18 protein-coding genes are annotated in these 26604 nt (G+C 36.3%); 12 read left to right on the top strand and 6 right to left on the bottom strand.

Features of this window, described 5'->3' with window-relative positions:
* Nucleotides 1–78: 78 nt before the first annotated feature.
* The 5 genes from LV842_RS00005 to LV842_RS00025 form a co-directional block, all read right to left on the bottom strand.
* Nucleotides 79–2082: an alpha/beta hydrolase gene (locus LV842_RS00005; RefSeq protein ID WP_233109409.1), complete on the bottom strand. Its 2004-nt coding sequence runs from the start codon at nucleotides 2080–2082 to the stop codon at nucleotides 79–81.
* Nucleotides 2069–3439: a RagB/SusD family nutrient uptake outer membrane protein gene (locus LV842_RS00010; protein WP_233109410.1), complete on the bottom strand. Its 1371-nt coding sequence runs from the start codon at nucleotides 3437–3439 to the stop codon at nucleotides 2069–2071. Before LV842_RS00010 ends, LV842_RS00005 begins: the two co-directional genes overlap by 14 nt.
* A 3-nt stretch (nucleotides 3440–3442) precedes the next feature.
* Entirely contained in the window at nucleotides 3443–6538 is a 3096-nt protein-coding gene (locus tag LV842_RS00015; protein WP_233109411.1) for a SusC/RagA family TonB-linked outer membrane protein, read from the bottom strand.
* A gap of 123 nt (nucleotides 6539–6661) precedes the next feature.
* The gene (locus LV842_RS00020) at nucleotides 6662–7489 is read right to left on the bottom strand and encodes a FecR family protein (protein WP_233109412.1); all 828 of its coding nucleotides are present in this window, start codon (nucleotides 7487–7489) and stop codon (nucleotides 6662–6664) included.
* Nucleotides 7490–7561: 72 nt separating this feature from the next.
* Complete coding sequence (locus LV842_RS00025) at nucleotides 7562–8098, bottom strand: RNA polymerase sigma factor (RefSeq protein ID WP_233109413.1); 537 nt, start codon at nucleotides 8096–8098, stop codon at nucleotides 7562–7564.
* Between the two features lie 298 nt (nucleotides 8099–8396).
* Between LV842_RS00025 and LV842_RS00030 the strand changes: the two genes are divergently transcribed.
* The 9 genes from LV842_RS00030 (at nucleotide 8397) to kdpA (ending at nucleotide 22095) form a co-directional block, all read left to right on the top strand.
* Nucleotides 8397–8723, top strand: coding sequence for a DUF6660 family protein (locus LV842_RS00030; RefSeq protein ID WP_233109414.1), 327 nt, complete (start codon nucleotides 8397–8399; stop codon nucleotides 8721–8723).
* A 145-nt stretch (nucleotides 8724–8868) separates the two neighbouring features.
* Nucleotides 8869–13230: a CusA/CzcA family heavy metal efflux RND transporter gene (locus tag LV842_RS00035; protein ID WP_233109415.1), complete on the top strand. Its 4362-nt coding sequence runs from the start codon at nucleotides 8869–8871 to the stop codon at nucleotides 13228–13230.
* A 1-nt stretch (nucleotide 13231) separates the two neighbouring features.
* Nucleotides 13232–14476, top strand: a complete 1245-nt coding sequence (locus LV842_RS00040) for an efflux RND transporter periplasmic adaptor subunit (RefSeq protein ID WP_233109416.1) — start codon at nucleotides 13232–13234, stop codon at nucleotides 14474–14476.
* 292 nt (nucleotides 14477–14768) lie between these two features.
* Nucleotides 14769–18104 carry a DEAD/DEAH box helicase gene (locus LV842_RS00045; protein ID WP_233109417.1) on the top strand — a complete coding sequence of 1112 codons (3336 nt, stop codon included), beginning with the start codon at nucleotides 14769–14771 and terminating at the stop codon, nucleotides 18102–18104.
* Between the two features lie 55 nt (nucleotides 18105–18159).
* Nucleotides 18160–19509: a sigma-54-dependent transcriptional regulator gene (locus LV842_RS00050; RefSeq protein WP_233109418.1), complete on the top strand. Its 1350-nt coding sequence runs from the start codon at nucleotides 18160–18162 to the stop codon at nucleotides 19507–19509.
* Between the two features lie 157 nt (nucleotides 19510–19666).
* Entirely contained in the window at nucleotides 19667–20026 is a 360-nt protein-coding gene (locus LV842_RS00055) for a DUF7674 family protein (RefSeq protein WP_233109419.1), read from the top strand.
* A gap of 11 nt (nucleotides 20027–20037) precedes the next feature.
* Nucleotides 20038–20166, top strand: a complete 129-nt coding sequence (locus LV842_RS16065) for a hypothetical protein (RefSeq protein WP_262909350.1) — start codon at nucleotides 20038–20040, stop codon at nucleotides 20164–20166.
* Nucleotides 20167–20262: 96 nt separating this feature from the next.
* Nucleotides 20263–20340: a potassium-transporting ATPase subunit F gene (locus LV842_RS00060; RefSeq protein ID WP_225686785.1), complete on the top strand. Its 78-nt coding sequence runs from the start codon at nucleotides 20263–20265 to the stop codon at nucleotides 20338–20340.
* Nucleotides 20341–20397: 57 nt separating this feature from the next.
* Complete coding sequence (gene kdpA / locus LV842_RS00065; protein WP_233109420.1) at nucleotides 20398–22095, top strand: potassium-transporting ATPase subunit KdpA; 1698 nt, start codon at nucleotides 20398–20400, stop codon at nucleotides 22093–22095.
* A 73-nt stretch (nucleotides 22096–22168) separates the two neighbouring features.
* Here the strand turns inward: kdpA and LV842_RS00070 are convergent, their stop codons facing one another.
* Nucleotides 22169–22525: a four helix bundle protein gene (locus tag LV842_RS00070; RefSeq protein ID WP_233109421.1), complete on the bottom strand. Its 357-nt coding sequence runs from the start codon at nucleotides 22523–22525 to the stop codon at nucleotides 22169–22171.
* 98 nt (nucleotides 22526–22623) lie between these two features.
* On the opposite strand from LV842_RS00070, the gene kdpB reads away from it, so the two are divergent.
* The 3 genes from kdpB to LV842_RS00085 all read left to right on the top strand — a co-directional run bounded on the left by kdpB (nucleotide 22624) and on the right by LV842_RS00085 (nucleotide 26496).
* Nucleotides 22624–24678 carry a potassium-transporting ATPase subunit KdpB gene (gene kdpB / locus LV842_RS00075; protein ID WP_233109422.1) on the top strand — a complete coding sequence of 685 codons (2055 nt, stop codon included), beginning with the start codon at nucleotides 22624–22626 and terminating at the stop codon, nucleotides 24676–24678.
* 94 nt (nucleotides 24679–24772) lie between these two features.
* Entirely contained in the window at nucleotides 24773–25384 is a 612-nt protein-coding gene (locus tag LV842_RS00080) for a K(+)-transporting ATPase subunit C (protein WP_233109423.1), read from the top strand.
* A gap of 26 nt (nucleotides 25385–25410) precedes the next feature.
* Entirely contained in the window at nucleotides 25411–26496 is a 1086-nt protein-coding gene (locus LV842_RS00085; protein WP_233109424.1) for a porin, read from the top strand.
* Nucleotides 26497–26604: the final 108 nt, after the last annotated feature.

The following is a 26604-nucleotide window of genomic DNA, read 5'->3' on the forward strand; positions in this document are numbered from 1 at the left end:
TCAGTAATATTTTATGCCAAATGAAGGGTGGTCAATTTGGACTGGAATTTGGTGGTCAGTTTGATCCGAAATTAGTGGTCAATTTACTCCGAAAAACACTGGTCTATTTGACCGTTTTTTCCACTCTATAGAGGAAACGATACTGTTTGTCATTTGCCCTACTTTTAAGTCTATTTGTGGCAGTAATACAAAATAATCCTGATATACATAATGCATATAATTAAATCCAAAATCATCATTAAATGAAGGAGCTTGATAGTTTAGGATTTGCTTAGCTATATTTTCGTAAACGTTGACGATCATAGGATACTTTTTGCCCTTCTGATAATTTTTGGGATACAGGAGAACAGCATCCAATAAATTACCATCCGAGGCTTTATATTTAAATAATCGGTATCGGAAATTATCGAATTTTTCTTGTGTTGTAGCTATTGTCTGGGTTAGTTTTCCATTATCTGCAATATTGATAGCCAGGGGAGCATTATAAAAAGAAGCTGTATACAAGACCCTGTTTTTATACCGGACTACATCTCTGATATAAGAATCTTCTTTAAGTTCCCATTTCACTTTTCCTGTTTCGGTTATACACTCCAGACCAGATTTAAAATTACGGGTATCAAACATTTGAACTAATAGCCCTTCTGAAAAAGGGTCTTGAATCTCATAACTAATATCTAACGCTGTGTTCACTATGACTTTATTTTTTTTTGCTATTCTGTATTGCTGTTTGTGCTCTCTCCCTTTGGTTAATCTCAAGAGTTCCAAGTTTTTTAAATTGAGTAAAAACAAATCATATTCTTCTGTAAGAATAACCCAATCAGATTTGATAGGTATTGGAGGTTCCCAAGATTTATCATATAAGCCACTATATTGGGCACTAAGGAAATTAGTTCCAACAGGTACTTTTAATTCACGGACTTCTCCCGTTTTTAGATTTTCTATCTTCCATGTCCCATTTTCAAAGAAAAGTAGCTTTTTCAGATTTTTAGCATAATAGAAATTTGGGGGATTAGTATAGGGATTATGAAGTTTAATTCCTTGATCTTCAAAATTACATATCAGCTGGATGCGGGTTTTGGGATTATAAAGAGTATCATCATTTTTAGTAATCGGATCATAAGAAATAAAATCAGTATCACTAACTAATTGTTGAGTGCTGTATTTGTCATTTTCTTTAGGAAGCCACTTCCATGTATTATTATTTAAGTCATAAACCGCAAGTTGCCTTATGGGATCTTTGTATTGGTAACTAAGCTTAGAATAATAAATTTCCGGGATTTCCTTTTCATTCTCAATTGTTTTAGGAGTTACCGGAATTAAAAAAAATCGCCCTTGTCGTAATTTTGTTTCGGCAAGCCTCAGGTAATATAATTTAAGGTGCTTTGGAAGGGTAATTTCTTTTGTAGTAATTGTATTGCTACCACTTAGCCAACGGCTTATGAAAAGAAAATCATCCTTTGTTCCTAAGCCCCAGGTTTCTTCATCCGTATTACCAACTGTCTGATATTCTTTTCCGGTATGTATTTCTCTTTTTTTTAAGGTCTCCGTGTTTAGGTTTATTAAATTCCCATTCTTAGCCATGACAATAGTTTTCTGATCTTTACTTATATTATAAGACCCTATTTTATCGATACTAAATAGTTTGTTGCCTTTACTGTTATAGATCATCAGTTCTTTAGAAATATGATTAGATAAAATTACTTTGTTATTATCTATTACATTCACGACAAACTTCCCCATTACCTTATGTTCTATATCTTTCACAAAGTCTTTTAAAAGAATGGCTTCTTTCAATGCAATCACAAGAGTATTGTCATGTGTAAAGTGATAGGAATAAGCATTTGGAAGTGGTGTTTTTGTATTCTTGTCTATAGAATAGAGTTCTACAGATGGCTCAGTTCCTCTTTTTGTTTTAAGAATACACCACTTTAGGTCTTTACTTTGTGCTATTAATAATACTGTTGAGTTCTTCTTTGCATATTCGTCTTTAATAGCTTGAATATTTTTTTCTTGTGCTGAAAAGAATCCTTGGAACAAGATTCCTATGAGCAATAATAATTGTATATATTTAGTAACCTTCATTTTGTGGACCTAGTTTTGGGTTTAATAATAATTCACTTTCAGGTAAGGGAAAGCTCTGGAATTTATCAAGCCATTGAGGTTTTACCTGCTTCATCATAGGTGAAAGTGTACCCGTTCTTTTTAAATCGATAAACCGGTGTCCATATTCAGTAAAAAGCTCATGTCTTCTTTCTTCCAGAATAGCATTAAGGATGGTAGTATCATCGGTGGTAATAACAGGGAGAATACCTGCCCGAATTCTAATTGTATTAAGATCTATAAGCGCTTTATCTTTTATACCGAGCTTTAGATGTGCCTCAGCTCTTATCAGATATTGTTCTTCTGCTCTCAGAATAGCAGAATATTCTAATGGAGTAGATGTAGGTTTATCTTGTTTGTACTTATAAGCAAAATAATAGATTTTACCTTGTGTATCCTGTTTATTTCCGATCCATTCATTGAGTCTTTTATCCACCGGATCAAATGAGTTTACTAAAGATGAAGCCAATGAAACATTGGTAGGCGGAGCCGCATTAAAAATATAAGTGGATGCTTCTTTGGTGCTGACCTGACCTGTTATCGATTGAAACGCCCAAATCACACTGCTTCCTTCTTTCAGAAATACTTTTTTTAAGTCAGTTTCCAATGGATAATTAGAATCGTTGATAATCATTGACGAAAAGTCTATGGACTTCTGCCAATTCCCTTGATATAGTGAAATTCGGGATAAAAGTGCTAAAGCGGTAGCTTTAGTGGGAGTTATTCTTTGACCTTTAATTTTATTATCCGGGAGAAGCAGTAATGCTTTTTCCGCATCTTCTTGAGCCAGCTTCAATACATTATCTTTCGGTTGACTGCTTATAGTGCTGTTGATTGTGTAATCTGTAGATATCACATAAGGAACTTTATTGTACACGTTTACCAGATAAACATGGAGTAGTGCTCTTAAAAATAAGGACTCCCCGGTAAGCTGGCTTTTAACCTTTGTCGAAATAGCAGAAGATTTTTCCAACCCCTCAACAATACTATTAATATTAAGGATCTGATTATAAGTTGTTCCCCAGAGGCTTTTTACTACTCCTGAAAGCGGATGAATATTGAGCTGATATAATTGATTAGGATTTGATGTAGGTAGTCCAAAGGAGATGAGCTCATCAGTATAACATCCCAGATAATATCCTCCTCCCATTGATGAGCCCGATAAAAAGCCGGTCTCGTCCAAGTTGCGGTATACCCCCGCCATAGCAGATTTAGCTAACTTTTCATCTTTAAAAACCAGGTCTTTGGTAATTTGGTCGGTCGGTAAATCTACTTCAAGCAGATTATTGCAAGAAATAACAGAGCCTAAAAATAAACTTAAAATAATTTTTTTTAACATGATTTAAAATTTAAGGGTTGTACCAAAAGAAATAACACGAAGTGGCGGAAGGAATCCTAATGAAGCTTCGGGGTCTAAACCTTTAAGATTAGTCCATACTGCTAGATTTTGTCCTTCCAAAAATACTGTTGCACGCAGAACTTTTAAAATATCTCCCGGAATGGTATAACGAAGTGAAATATTTCTCAGTCTGAAAGAAAAAACATCTGATACTATGGCATCACTGTTTACAAAATTAATGGTAGCAGCCATTGCAGCCGGATTAGCACCCGAAGAAGGCTTTTGATAGGTTGCATTGGGACGATCTGCTCTCCAGTAATCAAGAAATTCTTCGGGTAAATTTTTCATGTTTCCTAATCCATAAGAATTAGATTTCAAATTAAATTGTGATTGTTTAGAGAGCTGAAAAAGTATACTCAATTCAAAAGATTTGTATTTGAAATTATTCACAATACCACCATACCATTCCGTTCCAATCTCTTTAACGATATATTGGTCATTGATGTCCAGTTTTCCATCGCCATTTTTATCCTCAAATTGGTAAAGTCCGGTATTAGGATCTACTCCTAGGAAATGATAAAGCTTACGGACATTGGTAGAGTAGCCAATTACAAAAGTGTTTGCATATGTAGATCCTTGGAGGTTTGGAAATTCAATCAGTTCATTTTTCGGAATTGAAAGGTTTAATGAGGTAGCCCAGCTAAAGTCTTTATGTTTAATATTGGAAGACTGTAGGCTAAACTCCCAACCTTTGTTTTCTACTGTAGCTTTTAAATTCCCCTGATAAGAAGAAAAACCTGTAACTAAAGAAAGAGGAATGCCCACCAGTTGATTGGAGGAGCGGTTTTTGTACCAGTTGATTCCTAAATTAATTCTGTCCTTTAAAAAACCTAGTTCCATACCTATTTCCAGTTTATGGGTAACCTCCCAGCTGAAATCAGGATTATAGAGCCTTGAAAGGAGAAGGCCTTGTAATGAATTATAGGGAGTTGAAGTGGTTCGGTAAGTATCATAAAACTGATAATCACCAATAAGATCACTACCTGCAGAACCATAACTTCCCCGGAGTTTTCCAAAGCTTAGCCACTTTACATCTTTTAAAAAATTTTCTTGACTAAAAATCCAGGCTAGACCTGCTGCTGCAAAATTGGCATAACGTCTGTTGGCTCCAAATCTACTGGACCCATCTCTTCTTCCAGTAAAATTTACAATATATCGGGAGGCCAACTGATAATTAGCTCTACCGTAGAATGCCTGATATCCGTAATTATAAGCCCCTGATCGATCAACTCTTATTGTTGCTGCTGAACCAATATTTTCAATAAGCTCATCCGATGGGAAGCTGTCGGCAGTCAGTACCTGACTGCTGGAACTCTGGCTTTGAAAGCTTCCTCCGACAAGAACCTGAAGTTTGTGATTATTCCACTGATGCTCATAATTGAGCTGTGGTTCTGCAATCCAATTGTATTGATTAGGATTTGCTATTCTGATTGAAGACATTTCGCTTCCAAAATTAAGTGCAGGATTGTAAATAGTTTTGGGAGCTAATGTTTTCTCATCTGAAGTATTACGGGTATATCCTCCATTAACAGTAAAAGATAAGCCTTTAGCTAATTGGTAACTAAGGACCATATTACTGATTAACTGCTCTGACTTCATCTTATAGATTCGGGTTGCTGCAGCCAAAGGATTGGCAAAAGTGCTATTTTCCCAGTTTAACGTATTGTTGGAGGTAAATAAAGCCGGAGCATTAGGGGTTAATGTAGCATAGACACTGGAGAAATCGGTAGGGGGAAGAAAGTTATTTTGTAAAGTGTAATATCCGGAGAAATTAATTTTTAGTTTTTTATTTGTGGATTGATGATTTAGATTAACTCCTATAGTAGTTCTTTTATAACGGTAATCTCCGGGAAATACTGTGGTTTCTTGATCATGACCGGCACTTAATAAAAACTGGGTATTTTGATTTCCACCTGTAACCTGAGCTTTAGTGGAAGTTCTTTCAGAAGTATTTCCAATAAAATACTGCTGCCAATTGGTGTATCTTTCTTTATCCCATGTTCCATTAATATCATAAGCGTTGACAGGGTAGGTGGTTATTCCGTCATTGGCAAAAGCGTCTTTTCGCATTTGTAAATACTGTTGGGTATTCATCATTTTTGGAGAGCGGCTAACATCTCCAAGACCGTAAGTGCTTGTGATACTTACCTCTGTTTTTCCGGATTTTCCTTTTTTTGTGGAGATGAGTATGACCCCATTGGCACCCTTAGAACCATAAATAGCTGTGGCGTCAGCATCTTTTAAAACCTCAATACTTTCGATGTCATCTGGATTAATATTGTTAAGAGGATTGGCGTCTTGAAATGGTAATATTGTGTCGGTCATATTGGACCGAACTGAATTTGTTGTAGAAACAGGAACACCATCTATCACATACAAAGGTCTACTGGCATTTAAATCACCAGTGCCATTATTGCGAAGACTATTACGACCTCTTATCTGAACATCAAAACCTCCGCCTGCAACTCCGGAGTTCTGAGTAATATTAACGCCCGCCATTCTTCCTTGCAGAGAAGAAAGAACATTATTCACCGGTTGGTTTTCGATGTCTTTGGCAGCTACACGAGCTATGCTTCCTGTGCGTTCCTTTTCCTTTACTTTGTAATATCCTGCATTGAGGGTAATTTCTTCTATTTGATATTCTTTCCTTCGGACTGTGTCGCTATTCTTTATTAAGAGATTTTGCTCCTCAAAACTATCCACTGTATTGTTACCGAATCTGAGAGACTTATTGCGGATGAAGACCGTGTTGTCTTTGTAAAGAGAAATCTCGAAGGGCATCCCATGCAGAATCTTTTTAAGGCAGTCGACAACTGGTATTTCTTTACAGGTAACTTTTCCTGTTTTGTACCCTGCCAGTTCAACAGGAGATATATTCTCTATATTATATTTTGAAAATAGGAGTCGAACGGCTTCTGAGGCTGGAATCTCATTGGTTTCAAAACTGATCTTTTTATCTTTTAAAGACAGAGCCTGGCTTTGGTACAGACCTATGTTCAATAAAAACAATGCTCCCGCACAGCAAGTAATATTTTTCATATTTTTGCATTATTAAATTAGTTGAAATTTCGATTAAACTGATTTTTGAGCTGGCAGCTGCGAACTGCCGGCTTTCTTTTTTAATCATCCGGGATACGGCCTAATATAAAAAACAGCCGGAGCTTATTTTCTAAGTTCATAGCTGTTTTTGTTTTCGTGGAGTTCAAGTTTTAGATATGCTGCTAGTTTTTTCAAAATAATTTCAGCATTATCTCCTTTCAAATCTATTAATATGTGTGTGTGTTGAAATTCTGTTGGAAGTTCAATTTTTTTGCCGGTAATTTTCCCAATCACATCAACCGCTTCCATGATGGGAGCATCCATGAATTCCGCCTCCACCAAACTTTTAGAATCAGCGAGAGATTTATGATTTTTATCCTTAGGATGAGGATCTGTTAAGATTACGGCAGTTTCCTTTTGCCCAAAATTGCTGAAAGTCTGACCAGGTTTCAGACGGTAAGCTTCCTGCTTCTTCCTTTGGTTTACTGAGACGGATCCTTCATATAGGTCTACCTGAAATGAGCTGTTTGTTTGTATTATCTTAAATGCGGTGCCGTGAACTGTAGCTTCATAATCTTTTCCATGAACAATAAAAGGATGTTCTTTTGATTTGGAAACTTTAAAAACTGCTGTACCTTTTAAATACACATTTCTTGTATTACTGAACAAAGACTGTTCAACGATTAATTCGCTACCTTTAGACAAAGTGATGGTAGTATTGTCCTGTAACTGCACAAATTTTTCAGCCACATGTGCTGTATAAGTTTTAGATGCGAGAAAACTGGAATAAACTCCACATAAACTAATAGATAAAAGAAGAACAGCGCAAACACCAACAAGGCTTATCTGCTGTCTTTTTTTTCTTTCTTTTGTAATGATTTTCTGCTTGATGATTTCGCATTGCTTTTTCCTTTCCTCAGCAGAGAAGAGATCAAAATGTTGGGTTCCCATTTTTTTCTTTTTCCTAATAAAGAGGCAAAAAATGTAAAAATGGCTAGTTTTATTAACTTAAATTAACTTTATTTATGAATTTTTAACAGATTGTAAACAATCTTTAAGATAGCTTATTGAGCGGCTAAGGTGATATTTGATAGCAGAAAGTCTTATACCCAATAGTTCAGCAATTTCAATTCTTCTAATACCATCAACTTTATGGAGTATTATTATTTGCTTCTGTAATGAAGAGAGTTTCTCCATACAGTTTGCCAATCTTTTCAAAAGTTGCTCCTTATGATCTTCTTCATAATCTTCATCGTTAATATCACAATATGAATGTTCCTCAAGAGAAGTGGCATGATGTATTGGATTTTTGGCTTTTGTATGATAATATCTACTTATGAATTGTTTGCAGAATTTGTAGATGATTCTTTCTTTATTTTCAGAGGTGAGAATTTTTCGATATTCCCAGAGATGAACAAAAACATCCTGAGAAATATCCAGCACGTCATCCACATTACCAACTTTTCTGGTGATGCAATAAAAAACGAGTTTGTAATACTTCTCATAAAATGCATCAAATGCATTGAGCTCCCGTTTAAAATTTATACTAAATGATCCCATTTTAAAGTTTTAGCAATGAACCGAATAAAATACTTCTTAGTGGCTGCAGCTAGCCGCCAGTATTTTAATCAGGTTAATCAAATGTTTAGGTACTTATCACTCCAAATGTAATAGGTAATTGAAAATTTGTTATTAGTTATTTTATTTCGATTACTATTCAAATTATTATAATTCTGGTCAGTTCTATTAAAAAGAAGCAGTCCTAACAAAGATCGTACCTCCAAGTCTTAAAAATTTGTTGGTGGAACAATTCAATATAAAAATAGCTCTTAAAATTTATTTTTATAAATTTGCCACAATGTATGTATTCAGATTGCTTTTAACATTCTACTTCCTGGCGTTATCCATTATGCCATGCAATGATGTTGCGGCTAAGCAATTGAATAATACTCCAAATTTCACGTATATCAATAATCCGGAAGAACATTCCCATGCAAGCAATGATGCATGTTCTCCGCTATGTTTTTGCAATTGTTGCCAGATAACGGTAACCTCTTTTAAAATTGAACCGGTCATTACCTTTCCGGAGCAGGTTCATAATTACTTTTCCAAGAAAATATTTTTTCAGAAAAACGACTTTGCCTATTTGGTGTACGATCAGATCTGGCAACCCCCTAAGATTTAATTTTTATTGATTTTTAATGGAAGACTTTGGTCTTTCATCAATGCGTTATGAAATCTTTGCAATTCCGTTGCATGGAGTTTCTTTTCATTTTTGTCATCTGTTTAAGAGTTTTAAGCAGAGAGACATTCAATAAAAATTAAATTCAATGTTAGATAAAATCATAAGATTGAGCATCAAGAATAAGATCGTCATAGGAATTATGACGTTGATGCTGATCATTTGGGGGGCTTGGAGTGCCTCAAAATTACCGATTGATGCCGTCCCCGACATCACCAACAATCAGGTGCAGATTATTACCGTGTGCCCTACATTGGCAGGACAGGAAGTAGAACAGTTAGTAACATTTCCAATAGAACAAAGTATTGCCAATATTCCGGATATAGAAGAAACAAGAAGTATTTCAAGGTTCGGGTTATCCGTGATTACGGTCGTTTTCAAAGAAAATGTAGATATTTATTTTGCCCGACAGTTAATCAGCGAACAGCTGAAGCAAGCCGTTGAAGAAATCCCGAAAGGAGTCGGAATTCCTGAATTAGCGCCTGTAAGTACCGGGTTGGGAGAAGTCTATCAATATATTTTACATCCGAAAAAAGGAAGTGAGAAAAAATACACCAGCAAAGAACTGAGAACGATGCAGGACTGGATTGTCCGCAGACAATTAAACGGAACTCCGGGAGTGGCTGAAATCAACAGCTTTGGGGGCGAACTGAAGCAATATGAAGTAGCCATCAATCCGGATCGTTTGAAAGCAATGGGAATCAGTATTACCGATATTTTCACAGCACTGGAAAAAAACAATCAGAATACGGGAGGAGCGTATATTGATAAAAAACCGAATGCCTATTTCATCAGAGGAATAGGGATGGTAACGTCGATAGAAGATATTAAGAATATTGCCGTTAAAAATGAAACCGGAAGTGTTCCTATTTTTATAAAAAATGTGGCGAATGTAGGTCTTGGTCATGCAACCCGTTATGGAGCTCTTACTTATAACGGCGAAGTTGATGCAGTAGGAGGCGTTGTGATGATGCTAAAAGGAGCCAACAGCAATGAAGTCGTGCAAAGAATTAAAGACAAGATTCCGACGATCCAGAAATCACTTCCTGATGATGTGATCATTGAACCGTTCCTGGACAGAACAGACTTGGTAGACAGAGCAATTAATACCGTAGAGAAAAATTTAATTGAAGGAGCGCTTATTGTCATATTTGTGTTGGTGCTTTTTTTGGGAAACTTCAGAGCCGGATTAATTGTGGCTTCAGCAATTCCGCTTTCTTTGTTGTTTGCTTTAGGAATGATGAATGTTTTTGGAGTAAGTGCCAATTTAATGAGTTTAGGAGCGATTGATTTCGGTCTGATTGTAGATGGAGCAGTCATTATTGTAGAAGCAACCCTCCATCATTTAGGACTAAGAAAAACAACAAGAATGCTTACTCAATCAGAAATGGATGAGGAAGTCTTCTTATCGGCTTCAAAAATCAGGAGCAGTGCGGCTTTCGGTGAAATAATAATTCTTATTGTGTACATTCCTATTCTAACGTTGGCAGGGGTAGAAGGAAAAATGTTTACGCCTATGGCCAAAACAGTAGGCTTTGCAATTTTAGGAGCATTGATCTTGTCACTGACTTATATTCCGATGATGAGCGCTTTATTTTTATCTAAAAAAATAGCCCATAAAGAGACTTTTTCCGATAAAATGATGAACAGACTGCAAAAAATCTATCAGCCGTTATTGGAAAAAGCGTTGAAGATAAAATATGCTTTAGTGGGAGGAACAATCGCCTTATTTGTGGTATCAATTTTCACGTTTAACAGAATGGGAGGTGAGTTTATCCCGCAGCTGCAGGAGGGCGACTATGCCTTTCATTGTATTCTTCCGCAGGGAAGCTCATTAAGTCAGAGTATTGAAACTTCAATGCAGGCTTCAAGAATCATCAAACAATTTGACGAAGTAAAAATGGTGGTCGGAAAAACAGGCTCAGCAGAAGTTCCCACAGATCCGATGCCACCAGAAGCTTCGGATTTGATTATTGTTTTAAAACCAAAAGAGGAATGGAAAAACAAAAAATCTTATGAAGAATTAGCCGATGAAATTTCCGAAAAACTGGAAACCATTCCAGGCGTATTTTTTGAGAAGAATCAGCCGATCCAGATGCGTTTTAATGAATTGATGACCGGGATCAGACAGGATGTTGCCGTGAAGATCTTTGGTGAAAATCTGGATTCATTAGCGATGTATGCAGATAAAACAGCAAAAATAATTTCGTCGGTTGAAGGGGCAACTTCACCGCAGATTGAGCGGGTAAGCGGCCTTCCGCAAATCAATGTAGAATATGACAGAACTAGAATGGCGAATTATGGATTGAATATTGAAGAGGTAAATAATGCATTAAGTACCGCTTTTGCAGGACAGACAGCAGGTCAGGTGTTTGAAAATGAAAGAAGGTTTGATTTGGTGGTACGTTTAGACAGTCTCCACAGAACGAATATTGAAGATGTGAATAATCTGATGATTTCGACGAATTCCGGAGCGCAGATCCCGCTTTCTCAGGTGGCAAATGTGAGTTACAAATTAGGACCAGCTCAGATCAGCCGTGAAGAAGGAAAACGTAGAATTGTGATAGGCTTTAATGTAAAAGACCGTGATGTGGAAAGTGTTGTAAAAGACATTCAGGCAAAACTGGATACAATGAAATTACCATCAGGATATTATTTCACCTATGGAGGCCAGTTTGAAAACTTACAGGCGGCAAGTAAAAGACTGATGATTGCAGTACCGGTTTCATTATTGTTGATTTTTATGTTACTGTATTTCACATTCCATTCATTCAAACAGGCGGCATTGATCTTTACAGCGATTCCGATGAGTGCAATAGGGGGAGTTTTCGCTTTATTACTCAGAGATATGCCTTTCAGTATCAGTGCAGGAATAGGATTTATCGCTCTATTTGGTGTTGCCGTTCTCAACGGAATTGTGTTGATCGGAACTTTCAATCAGTTGGAAAAAGATGGCGAAACCAATATCATAAAGCGGGTAATCGAAGGCACAAAAACGAGATTACGACCTGTATTGATGACCGCAACGGTAGCTTCTTTAGGGTTTTTACCGATGGCAATTTCTACAGGAGCCGGAGCAGAAGTTCAGAAACCTTTGGCAACGGTGGTGATTGGTGGTTTGATTACCGCTACTTTCCTTACGCTGTTCGTATTACCGATGCTGTATATTATTTTTAATACAAAAATTGATGTAAAAAAGATAAAACCTAAATCAGTAACCACAGTGGTCGTATTAGGATTTTTATGCTTTGGACAGACTTTTAAAGCACAGCAGGGAGCCTCTTTAACGGCGGAACAGGCTGTTCAAATGGCATTGAGCAATAATGAGCTGATCAAATCAAAAAACCTGGATATCAAAGCGAGTGAAGCCTTACAACCTACGGCAAAAGAACTTCCAAAATTGAGTGTGGATGCACAATTAGGGCAGTATAACAGCAAAAAGTTTGATCAGTCTTTTTCGATCTCGCAAAACATTCCGTTCCCGACTTTGTTTAAAGCCAGAAAAGAGCTAATTGCTGAAGAAATTAAAGGAAAACAGATTAATAAAGAAATCTCTGCAAATGAACTGGCAAAACAGGTCAGAACGTATTATTATCAGATAGAATATTTGCAGTACAACCAGCTGCAGCTGAAAAATCTGGATAGTCTGTATCAGGATTTTATAAGAATAGCGACGGTACGATTTAAAGCCGGGGATATTAAAAAAATCGAGATCAATACGGCAGAAACTCAAAAAGGAGAAATTAGCCTGTTGCTGAAACAAAATGAGGTATATCTTACCAATGCCTTTAAAAATCTAAAAACATTACTCAATACTTCAGAAGAAATTACAATTTCTGCCAACAAAAACTATTATCCTCTGAAAGCTGATGATGTTCTGGATAGTCTCTCTATTGCAAAACACCCTACTGTGAGAGCATTCTATCAGGAAATGGAAATTGCGGAAAAGAATAAGAAGGTTGAAAAATCTCAGGGACTTCCGGAATTTACGATCGGGTATACGAATCAGTCTTTAATAGGTTTTCAGACGATCAATGGAATGGAGCAGTATTTCAATGGTGGAAACAGGTTTCATTCGGGAACAATAGGAGTTTCTATTCCTTTGACTTTCGGGGCAACAAAAGCGAGAATGCAGTCCTGGGAATTTCAGAAGCAAAAGGCGGAATCCAATGCAAAATTACAATCAAAACAATTGGAAACTCTTTTGGAAAATGCGTTCAACCAATACCAGCAAAATGTAAAACAATATGAGTATTACATAAATCAGGCGATACCGAATGCCGAAAAGATTATAAAAGCCGGACAATTAGGATATAAAACAGGTGAAATATCCTATGTGGAATATCTTTTTGCGCTGCAAACCGCTACCAATATTCAGCTGAAATATCTGGAATCTATTCAGCAGGTGAATGAATCTGTAATTACTATCAATTCTATAATTAATAAATAAAATGAACATCAAATATCATATCATCTCTTTTGTATTGATCTCACTTTTTGCCATAAGCTGCGGGAAAAAAGAAGAGGCTGAAAAAGCTGTGGAACCCAAAACAGAACAGAAAGAGGAAAATCATGAAGAAGCTCCTCAAACGATCGCAGAACTGACCGAAGAGCAAATGAAATCGGTAGGAGTAAGTCTGGCAACGATTGAAATGAAAGAACTTACCTCAACCATTAAAGCGAATGGTCTGTTGAGAGTTCCTAACAATAGAAAAGCAACGGTAACTTCTTTATATGGAGGAGTTATTAAAACCATTAATGTTCAGATCGGTGATTTTGTGAGAAAAGGGCAGGTGTTGGCTACCATAAGTAATCCTGAATATATTCAGTTACAGGAGCAGTATTTGACTGTAAACAGCAGAATTATCTATGCAGAACAGGAATACAGAAGACAAAAGGAACTTTTCGATAATGATGCAGGAGCTAAAAAGAATCTTCAAAGTGCAGATGCAGAATTAAAAAGCTTAAGAACGCAGAGGTCTTCTGTACAGAGACAGCTTCAGATGATGGGAATAAGTCCGGGAAAAGTAACGAATGGTAATTTACGGTCAGGATTAGTCATTACGTCTCCAATTAGCGGAACGGTCAGCAATATTAATGCACAGATCGGAAGTTATGTAGATGTTTCCTCTCCGGTGTTGGATGTTATTGATAACAATTCAATCCATCTTGATCTTCAGGTGTTTGAAAGAGATTTGCCGAAAATGAAGATGGGACAGATCGTTCATTTTAAGCTGACTAATAATCCTGAAACCGAATACGATGCAAAAATTTACAGCATCGGTTCTTCGTTTGAAAATGAAAGCAAAACAATCTCGGTTCATGCCAATGTGACAGGAAATAAAGAAGGATTGATCGACGGAATGAATATTACCGGAATTGTAAGTTTGGATAAATCGGTAACGCCTGCAATTCCAAATGAAGCGATTGTTGAAGCAGACGGGAAGTATTATGTCTTTGTACAGACCGATAAAAAAGAAGAAGCACATGAAGAGGAAAAAGGTCATGAGAAAGAGACGAAAGAACATTCTAAAACCATGAGTTTTGAAAAAATTGAAGTGGTAAAAGGATCTACAGATATGGGCTATACGGCGATCACTCCGGTAAATACTATTGCTCCGGATGCAAAGATTGTGGTAAAAGGAGCCTTTTTCGTCAATGCAAAGCTATCTAACTCGGGAGAACACGAGCATTAAATTTTTCTAAGTGAAATTCTTTTCGAAGGGTTTCACTTTTTTAATATTGATTTAAACCATTAAGATCTATTGAGTTGTTAAGCTAATTAAGAAAAAAACAAAGATTTTCCATCAGCAGAAAGTCTTAAAACGAAGTTCAAACTTAATATTCTAAATACCTTAATTAATCTTAATGGTAAAGTTTATCCGCAACGAAAAATAAGAAGTTAATTTTTGAAAAGTATAAACTAGTTTTCTATTAATTTTCAGAAATTTGCCACCTCATCCCAAATGCTTAACAGGAGTATCAGTAATGGAATTAACAGGAGAATATACACTATTCAATACCAATATCAGTACACTTTCAGTGTATGAATTGCTGAAACATACCCAAAACGGAAGTTTTATGGAAAACAGAGACTTCCAAAATATTCATCCGATCGCTCTTGAACTGAATGTTGGTGTGTTTACTAAAAAGAATGCAGCGGTCGAGTTTCCCAGAGTTTCAGTAAGTCAAATTGGAAATGATATTATTTCATCCTGTTCCTGTGATCATGATGATCAAAAATTATGTGAACATCAGGCGGAAGTTATTCATTGTATTCTTGAGCAGGAAGATTTTCGTATATTCTATGATAACAATCTTCGTCGTAAAATATTAGTACGGTCAGCCAAGGCATATGGTTTAGAAAACGAATCGAATCTGGATGCTTATTTTCAGTTGAATCATATTGATGGAAAGCTGAGTATCGAAAGTAAAATGAAGGAGCTTTTGAAAATTGATGAGCAGGTTTTAAAAAAAGATCTTATTCCTCAACAACAATCTCTCATCAAAAAATTAGCGGCTCAGGAAACCGATAAAAAGCAAATTCTTGTTATTGGCAGACATCGTTATTACAATCAATTGAGCTTTCTGCTCATGGAGGCGGATATAACACAGTCAGGAAAAATTAAAAACCCAGTAAGCAGTACAGATCCGATGAATCTGATATGGAAAGCAGAAAGTCCTTTAGCAATTAAATTTTATACAGCCCTGGTTGTTTTCCAGAATAAATATAATGAAGACAATACGGATACAGAGCAGGATGCTTTACAGCAGATTATTAAAAATCCGCTGGAATTAGATACTTATTTCCATAACCGAGATATTTCTGAAACCATTTCCGCAAAATCTCTGATTCCTGTTGATTTGAAGATTCTGAAAGCTGAAATACAATTGATGGTGTTTAAAAAAGAACCATTTTTTGAAATTACCGGTGAACTTGTTTTCAATGATGGGGCACTTCCTTTCAAAAATGTGGTGATCCGGAATGAACATTTTGTCTATCATCAAAAGACTTTCCATTATGTAGATCATCCCGATATGCTTCGGGTACTTAAGTTCTTTAAAGCCAACAACGAAATCCTATTGATTCATGCTTCTAAATATGAAGAGTTTATTCAGACTGTTCTGGCTCCTTTAGAGAATCTGGTTCATATTAATTACAGCTATATCCGTAAAGCCACTTCGGTGGAGCTTATTGAGAAAAATTTTAAAGTAGAACGCATTGTTTATCTCAATCAAGAAGGGAATTTCATAGCCATTATTCCTGTGATGAAATATGGGGATGTGGAAGTTCCTGTTTATTCCAGAAAGCAGATTTTTGATACCGATCAGAATGGGAATGAATTTAGAATAGAACGCGATTACAATGCAGAAATCGCCCTTACTTCGATAATCATGAATCAGCATCCTGATTTTAATGAACAATTAGAAGGACATGAATATTTCTATCTGCATAAAGATAAATTTTTAGATGAAAACTGGTTTCTGAATGCCTTTGAAATATGGCGGAATGATGGAGTTACGATTCTTGGATTTAATGAAATTAAAAATAATAAACTCAATCCTCACAAAGCCAAAATAACCATAGAGGTCAATAGTGGAATGGACTGGTTTAATGCTAAGTTGAAAGTTCATTTCGGGAAAAAGAAAGCCACACTGAAGCAGGTACATCGGGCTCTACGCAACAAAAGCAAATTTGTACAGCTGGATGATGGTTCTCACGGGATTTTACCTGATGAATGGATCGAAAAAATTAACAAATATTTTCAGGCAGGAGATATAGACGAAGATTTGCTTAAAATTCCTAAAGTCAATTTCACCGAAATATCAGATTTATTTGAAAAAGAAGTGTTGAGTGAAGAAGTACAAAACGAAATTACGACTTACCACGAGCAATTCTCAAAAATAAATAGAATAGAAGTTTTAGTTCCTGCTGAATTGAATGCTGAATTGAGAGATTATCAACGAGAAGGACTGAACTGGCTGAATTTTTTAGACAATTTCAATTTTGGAGGCTGTCTTGCCGATGATATGGGATTGGGAAAAACCTTACAGATCATTGCTTTCATCTTATCACAACGGGAGAAATATGGACATACGACCAATTTGGTGGTGGTTCCGACTTCTTTGTTGTTTAACTGGCAGGAAGAAATAGAAAAATTTGCCCCTTCTCTAAAAATATTGACTCATTACGGAGCCGAAAGAGAGAAAAGCATCATAAAAATACATGAATATGAGATCGTATTAACAACCTATGGAATGGTATTGTCTGATATTCGTTTTCTGAAAAACTTCCGTTTCAATTATATCTTTTTGGATGAATCCCAAGCGATTAAAAATCCTAACTCGGAAAGATATAAAGCAGCCAGACTGTTACAATCCAGAAACAGAATCGTACTTACTGGAACACCTGTTGAGAACAATACGTTTGATCTGTATGGACAGCTTTCTTTTGCCTGTCCCGGATTATTGGGAAGCAAGCAGTATTTCAAAGATATTTATGCAATTCCGATCGATAAATTTGAGTACAGCAAAAGAGCGTTGGAACTTCAGCAAAAAATAAAACCTTTTATCCTCAGAAGAACAAAAAAACAGGTTGCCAAAGAATTACCCGAAAAAACGGAGATGGTCATTTATTGTGAAATGAATGCAGAACAACGTAAAATCTATGATAATTACGAACAGGAACTGCGTGAATTTATTTCCGCTACCAATGATGATGAGATTACAAAAAACAGTATGCATGTTTTAACAGGTTTAACGAAACTCAGACAAATCTGCAACTCTCCGGTACTTTTAAAAGAAGGACATTCCGGAAATAATGCCGTGAAGATTGAAATCCTTACGGAACAGATTGAAAATAAATCCAAAGAACACAAAATATTGGTTTTCTCACAGTTTGTAGGCATGCTTGATCTGGTTAAAGCTGAATTGGAGAAAAAGAGTATTCCGTTTGAATATTTGACAGGTCAGACGAAAGATCGAGGAGCCAAAGTCCAGAATTTCCAGACCAATGATGAGGTTCGCGTGTTTTTGATTAGCCTAAAAGCAGGAGGAGTAGGTTTGAACCTTACCGAAGCAGATTATGTCTATCTTATTGATCCGTGGTGGAATCCTGCCATCGAAAATCAGGCGATCGACCGAAGTCACAGAATCGGACAGACTAAACATGTAGTGGCTGTACGACTGATCTGTACCAATACAGTAGAAGAAAAAATCATGAATATGCAAAAGAAAAAACATAAGCTGGCTCAGGATTTAATTAAAACGGATGCTTCTTTCTTTACTAATCTATCCAAAAACGAGCTTTTGGAAATTCTGTAAATATTTAATTTTTCTGCCTGTATAATTTTTACCTTTGTCTCTTAATTTTATTGTTTTGAGCAAGATATTAATCATCGATGATGAAGAAAAAATCAGAACGCTTCTTTCAAGAATTATTGAACTGGAAGGTTTTGAAATATTTCAGGCTTCTGATCTGAAGAACGGAAAAAAAAGACTGGAAAACTCAGAGATTGATGTGGTCATCAGTGATGTGAAACTTCCCGACGGAAGCGGAGTCGATTTTTCTAAAAATATCAAAGAAAACTATCCCTGGATTGAAGTCATCCTTCTTACCGCTTTCGGAAATATTCCTGATGGTGTTCAGGCGATAAAAAACGGAGCATTCGATTATATAACCAAAGGAGATGATAACAATAAAATCATTCCTCTTGTTTACAAAGCGATGGATAAAGTGGGCTTAAATAGGAGGCTCCTACAGCTTGAAAAACAATTGGGAGACAAACAGTCTTTCGATAATATCATAGGAAAATCGAAAATCTTAGAAGCTGCCATTAGCTCTGCCAAAAAAGTTGCTGTGACGGATGCTACTGTTCTTTTAACAGGAGAAACAGGAACAGGAAAAGAGGTTTTTGCACAGGCGATTCATACTACAAGTCCTAGAAATAAGCAGAATTTTGTAGCAATCAACTGCTCTGCTTTTAGTAAAGAATTATTAGAGAACGAATTGTTCGGGCACAAAGCAGGGGCTTTTACAGGAGCGATAAAAGATGCTAAAGGAATTTTTGAAGAAGCCAACAACGGAACTGTATTTTTGGATGAAATCGGAGAGATGCCATTGGATTTGCAGGCCAAATTACTTCGTGTTTTGGAATCCGGTGAATTTCTGAAAGTGGGAGACAGCAAACCTACCAAAGTAAATGTAAGGATTATTGCTGCTACCAATAGAGATTTACAGAAAGAAATCGACAACGGGAACTTTAGGGAAGATCTGTATTACCGAATTAATATTTTTAATATCATTCTTCCTTCTTTAAGAGAAAGAATCTCTGATATCGAAGACTTAGCTGACTTTTTCTTAAGAAAATATACACAGAAAGTTGGAAAAAAGATTAGCTCTGTTTCTAATGATTATCTGAGTGTATTGAAAAAACATTTTTGGAAAGGGAATATTCGTGAGCTTCGGAATATTATAGAAAGAAGTGTCATTCTCGAAGACAGTCAGGAATTATCGATTAGTAGTTTGCCTTTCGATATGCAGCAAATTTCTACTACTCAATCTTCGACAGATAAAACATTGTCTGCATTTTCTATGGCCAGTGCAGAGAAAATTCATATTCAGAAAATTCTCAATTATACCCAGGGAAACAAAGCTGAAGCGGCACGCTTACTCGAAATCGGGATTGCCACCCTTTATCGCAAGATTGAAGAATACAAAATATCTTAAAGAAATTATCATATTGATAATGAGCCTATCATTTTGATAGGCTTTTTTATTGCTGTAAATTATTAATTTAAATGTAACTAATTGTTGGTTAGTGTTTTAATTGGTTTTATTTTAAAAAGGAATATAAATTGGCATCTATGATTCAAATAATTCTAAAATGAATCATACAGAAGCCATGCAGGAAATCGTAAAAGTAATTCCTGAATCCGAAGAAGAATTTAAAGAAACATTCAGAACCAAAAATTCATTTATGGTCATTAATGTTTTCACAAAACAAATCCGGGAACTGATCCGAAAAAAAGATCAAAACGTTTTGGTTAGCTGTCTTAACAAGATGGACGAAATGTATAAAAAAGGGGATCAGGCATTGAAAAATGCGATAGAATCGGTTTTTATCTACTCTTTAGACAGTCTTACATTTACCTGTGATAAAGCCTACAAAAATCTGATTTTTGAGAAAATCCCTTTGCCTCTGAAAAACGCATATCTGCATCAAGTGTATAAATCAGGAATTTAAATACAACAACTATGAAAGTAAGAAAACAAGGAAGCTGGAAAGAATGGAAATCTTCCAACAGCAAACACAATCTTGAAATTTTAGTCATCAATGTAGTGGTTATTCTCGGAGTATTTGTAGTAGCCGCTATCATTCAGTAAGCATAAAAATTATAAAAAAATGAGCATCATTTTAATTGTAACAGGAGCAGCGCTCTTCGCTTTGTTTTTTCTAACCGTAAAATACTTTGAAAAAATATGACCGCATTATTCATTATAGCCATTAGCGTGTTCGGATATATGTGCTATGTGCTGGTAAAACCAGAGAAATTTTAACCAAAATGAGAATTGAAGAATAATTCATGATCAATTTTCAAATTTTAATTAAAAACAATGAACTCAGAAATTTTAGGAATACTATTGATGTTCTTTTTAGCAGTAGGTCTTGCAATACCTTTAGGAAGATACATCGGGAAAATATACAGTAATGAAAAAACCTGGCTGGATAAGATTTTTAATCCGGTAGATAAAATTTTCTACAAAGCAGCCGGTGTTAATCCTGACACGGAAATGACCTGGAAACAACACCTGCTTGCTTTATTAACGATCAATTTTGTTTGGTTTTTAGTCGCCATGTTTGTATTAACCAATATGGGTTGGCTTCCACTGAATCCGGATCATAATCCATCTATGAGTGGAGATTTGGCATTCAATACGGCGGTAAGTTTTGTAACGAATACCAATCTTCAGCATTATTCAGGGGAAACGGGAATGTCTTATTTAGGACAGCTTATTCTTATGTTATGGCAGTTCATCAGTGCAGGTTGCGGAATGGCAGTCGCTGCAGTTGTTTTCCTTGCCATGAGAGAAAGAACCACAGAAAAACTGGGAAACTTTTACTTCTTTTTTGTAAGAAGCTGTACCAGAATTTTATTACCGATTGCAATCGTGGTTGCTACATTATTGGTATTTAACGGAACTCCGATGACATTCGAAGGAAAAGACAGCATTACTAATTTACAGGGAGACAAAGTTGAAGTAAGTCGAGGTCCGGTTGCTGCTTTTACAGCGATCAAGCATTTAGGAACAAACGGAGGCGGATTTTTTGGACCCAACTCAGCGCACCCTTTCGAAAACCCAAATTATTTTACCAATATCGTAGAAATGGTCACTCAAATGCTGATTCCTTTGGCAATGGTTTTTGCAATGGGATATGTTGTCAGAAGAAGAAAGCTGGCCTGGACAGTCTTTGGAGTAATGACCGTAGGTTTCTTACTTCTTATGATTCCTACCGTAGCGACTGAAATGAATGGCAATCCTGCGATTTCTCATATGGGAATTTCTCAGACCATGGGAAATATGGAAGGAAAAGAAGTCCGTTTTGGTTCTGCAGCTTCTGCCTATTGGAGTATTGCAACAACAGTAATTTCTACCGGAAGTATCAATTCTATGCATGACAGTTTTATGCCCTTAAGCGGAATGAACCAGATGCTGGGAATGATGGTAAATGCTTTTTATGGAGGTGTTGGTGTCGGATTTCTGAACTTTTATATTTTCATCATTCTTGCTGTGTTCATCAGTGGATTGATGGTAGGAAGGACTCCTGAATTTTTAGGAAAGAAAATTGAAGCAAGAGAAATGAAGATTGCCATGATTATTGCGCTTCTTCATCCTTTTTTAATTCTTACGGGAACTGCCATTGCGAGTTATCTATATTCTCAGAATCCTGAAACATTCGCAAGCTGGCTGAATAACCCGGGTTATCATGGTTTCAGTGAAATGTTGTATGAATTTACCTCATCAAGTGCCAACAACGGAAGTGGCTTTGAAGGATTGGGAGACAATACTCCTTTCTGGAATATTGCCTGTGGAATTGTCATGTTAATGGCAAGATACCTACCCATCATCGGTCCGGTTGCGATTGCAGGAAGTTTGGCGGCTAAAAAATACATTCCTGAAAGTGCAGGAACACTAAAAACAGATACTTCAACATTCGGACTGATGGTATTTGCCGTTATCGCTATTGTAGCAGCATTGTCGTTCTTCCCGGCATTGGCTTTGGGACCTATCGCTGAGTATTTTTCTATGTAGAAAGAGAAGTGAGAAGTGAGAAGTAAGAGGTAAGAAGTGGAATCGATATATCTCACTTTTTACATAAAACTTCTCACTCACTAAGCAACTTTCGCTTCAAACCATAAACGAGTTTTCCAATTAAATCAAGTTTACTATTTAATAAGTGGAATTCTTCGTTAGATAAAAATTCTAATTCAAAAGAAATGATCAATAAAGTATCAAGCTCTGCAATAGATCCAATGGATATATCAAGAAAACGGGCAAATTCTTTTTTACTGGTTCTTGCAGCCCCTTCTGCTATATTTAAAGGAATAGATAACGCAGCTCGCCGCATTTGTGAAGTGGTACCGAAAAGTTCTTCTTTAGGAAAAGATTTGGTGACAAGATATACTTCTTTAATCAAAGAAATACTGTCGCTCCATGCTTTCAAATTTCTATGGGGTTTCATCAAAAATGTGTTAAAAAATAAATATAAGTATAAATACCTGAATGTGAATGATTTTTACTCTTTTCACATTTTACTTTCTACTTCTAACAAATAAAAAAATGAAAGGAAATAATAACAATTTGTTTCAGGCTGAATTAGTCAATGAAGCATTGAAACAATCATTTATAAAACTGCACCCGGCAAAAATGTTCCGTAATCCGGTCATGTTTATGGTATATATCGGAACCTTGGTAATGGCCGGAGTTTGTGTGTGGATTGCAGCGGGAGAAACTTCTCAGGGAAGTCTTATCTATAATATCATTGTAACAGCAATACTATTTATCACACTTCTTTTTGCCAATTTCGCAGAAGCAATTGCCGAAGCAAGGGGAAAAGCTCAGGCAGATTCCTTAAGAAAAACGAGAGAAGAAACTCCGGCAAAGATGCTTTTATCAAACGGTGAAACTACAATCGTGCCTTCTAATCAATTAAGAAAAGGAGATGTATTTCTCTGTGAAACCGGGGATATCATTCCTTCTGACGGAGAAATTATCGAAGGATTGGCTACGATCGATGAAAGTGCTATCACAGGAGAAAGTGCTCCGGTAATTCGTGAAGCAGGAGGAGATAAGAGCAGTGTTACGGGAGGAACGAAAGTACTTTCAGACCAAATTAAAGTAAAAGTTACCACAGAACCCGGAGAAAGTTTCTTAGATAAAATGATTGCTTTGGTTGAAGGGGCATCAAGACAGAAAACTCCGAATGAAATTGCTTTAACGATCCTGTTGGCTGGATTTACATTAGTTTTTGTAATCGTTACGGTAACTTTAAAACCGTTTGGTGATTATGCGAATACACCAATTACCATTGCAGCATTTATCTCATTATTTGTTTGTCTGATCCCCACTACGATTGGAGGCCTGTTATCGGCAATCGGTATTGCAGGAATGGACAGAGCTTTAAGAGCCAATGTAATTACTAAAAGTGGTAAAGCAGTAGAAACCGCAGGTGACATCGATGTCTTATTATTGGATAAAACGGGAACCATTACTATCGGAAACAGAAAAGCAACTCATTTTTATCCGGCTAACGGGATTGAGGAAAAGGCTTTAATAAAAGCTGCCGTTCTAAGTTCTATGGCAGATGAAACTCCGGAAGGGAAATCTATTGTGGAACTGAGTGAAAAGTTAGATGTAAATGGTGTTGTAAAACAAGAACTGGCTGTTCTTACTTCTAACATCTCACCGGAGTATATCAACTTTACAGCAGAAACAAGAAGTTCGGGGATCAATTATGAGAACACGCGAATCCGAAAAGGTGCAACTGACGCCATTAAAAATATGGTTATCAATTCTGGTAATCTGTTTCCGACGGAAGTTGAAGAACAAGTCAAAGCTATTTCGCAAAACGGAGGAACACCTCTTGTGGTTTCAGAAAATGAAAAGGCTTTGGGAGTGATAGAATTACAGGATATTATTAAACCGGGGATTAAAGAACGTTTTGACCGTTTGAGAAAAATGGGGATCAAAACTGTGATGGTAACCGGAGATAATCCTCTGACGGCAAAATTCATTGCTGAAAAAGCAGGAGTAGATGATTTTATTGCAGAAGCAAAACCTGAAGATAAAATGAATTACATCAAAAAAGAACAGACAGACGGAAGATTGGTTGCGATGATGGGAGACGGAACCAACGATGCTCCTGCTCTTGCCCAAGCTGATGTAGGGGTTGCAATGAACAGCGGAACACAGGCTGCAAAAGAAGCCGGAAATATGGTGGATCTGGATAATGATCCAACAAAGCTTATCGAAGTGGTAGAGATCGGTAAACAATTACTCATGACTCGTGGAACATTAACAACATTTAGCATTGCGAATGACGTGGCAAAATATTTTGCAATTGTTCCTGCGTTATTTATTGCATCCATTCCTGCATTACAAGGACTGAATATCATGAATCTTCATTCTCCGGAATCAGCTATTCTTTCAGCGGTAATTTTTAATGCCATTGTCATTCCGATGTTGATTCCTTTAGCTTTGAAAGGAGTTGCCTATAAACCAATCGGTGCAAGCGCACTGTTGAGAAGAAATCTTTTGATTTACGGATTGGGTGGAGTTATCATTCCATTTATTGGGATTAAGATTATTGATCTTATTGTATCATTATTTATTTAAGTAAAAAGTAAAAAGTAAAAAGTAAAAAGTAAAAAGTAAAAAGCAGATTGTTAAACTTCTTGCTTTTTACTTCTAACCTCTAACATTCATCATTATGAAACAAAATATATTACCAGCCATCCGATTAACTCTTTTATGTGCTGTGTTTTTTTCAGGAATCTATACACTTTTCATCTTTGGAATAGCTCAGGCAGCACCCAATAATGGGAAAGGAGAAATCATTAAGAGTGAGAAGTCTTTAATAAACAGTGAAAAGAATGATGAAACTTCTCACATTTCACCGAAAACATCTTACTATTACGCCAATATAGGTCAGAAGTTCGATAAAGATGAATACTTTTGGTCACGTCCTTCGGCAGTAGATTATAATGCAGCAGGAGCTGGAGGAAGCAATAAAGGACCGTCTAATCCTGATTATTTGAAAACGGTTCAGGAAAGAATCGGTAATTTTATGAAACATAATCCGGAAATTCAGAAATCAGAAATTCCATCAGATATGGTAACAGCCAGTGGAGGAGGATTAGATCCCAATATCTCTGTACAGGCGGCAAAAGTTCAGGTAAAAAGAATTGCTAAAATCAGACAGATCGATGAGAACAAAATTCAGGAACTCATAGCGTCTAATACGGAAAAACCGCTTCTTGGATTATTCGGAACAGAAAAAATTAATGTTTTAAAACTTAATATCGCATTAGACGGGTTATAAGTCGATATATATCAATAGAAAAGATTATGATTAAAAAACTATCAATATTATCATTTTTAATGCTTGGAGCAGCTTCGATGTTGTATGCTCAGGAAGAAACAAAAAATCCTTTAAAAATAAGCGGTTATGCGGAAGTGTACTATCAATACGACTTTAATAATCCTAAAAATAATACCAGACCAGGATTTGTATACAGCCACAGCCGGAACAATGAAGTTAATTTAAATTTGGGTTTTGTAAAAGCAAATTATGAAACCGAAAAACTAAGAGCCAATGTCGCTTTAGGGGTAGGAACCTATATGAATTCCAACTATGCCGCAGAATCCGGTGTTTTAAAAAACATCTATGAGGCGAATGTAGGAGTCAAGATTTCAAAAAACAAAAACCTTTGGATTGATGCGGGAATTTTGCCGTCTCACATAGGTTTTGAAAGCGCAATCAGCAAAGACTGTTTTACGTTAACAAGAAGTATGTTGGCGGATAATTCTCCGTATTTTGAAAGTGGTGCTAAAATTTCTTACACCAGCGACAACGGAAAATGGTTTGTAAGCGGATTGGTTCTGAACGGTTGGCAAAGAATTCAGCGTGTAGACGGAAATTCTACGGTGGCTTTTGGTCATCAGCTGACGTATAAACCGAATGAAAAAATTACCCTGAACAGCAGCTCTTTTATTGGAAATGACAAACCGGACAGCATAAGACAGATGAGGTATTTTCACAATTTGTACGGTAGCTTCCAATTGAGCAAAAAATTTGCTTTGATTACAGGGTTTGATATCGGAGCCGAACAGAAAGCTAAAGGAAGTAATCAATACAATATCTGGTATTCTCCTGTGGTTATTGCAAAATACTCTCCAACGGAAAAGTTAAGTTTTGCAGCAAGAGGAGAATATTACAATGATGAAAAAGGAGTAATCATTGCTACCGGAACAGAAAATGGTTTCAAAACTTTCGGATATTCTTTAAATGCAGATTATTGGATTCTTCCGAATCTGGTTTGGAGAACAGAACTCAAAAATTTAAACAGCAAAGATGAAATTTTTCTGAACAGGGATAATAATTTAAAAAATAATAATCTTATGGCGGTGACCTCACTGGCGGTAAGTTTTTAATTGTTTCCAGATTAACTAAAAATCCCTGCCGAGAAATCGTTCGGGGATTTTGTGATACGATGTACAAGATGCGTGTAAATTTTCTAACTTTCCTTAAAATATAACTGA

It is taken from the genome of Chryseobacterium gwangjuense, from assembly GCF_021311115.1.
Taxonomy (GTDB): domain Bacteria; phylum Bacteroidota; class Bacteroidia; order Flavobacteriales; family Weeksellaceae; genus Chryseobacterium; species Chryseobacterium gwangjuense.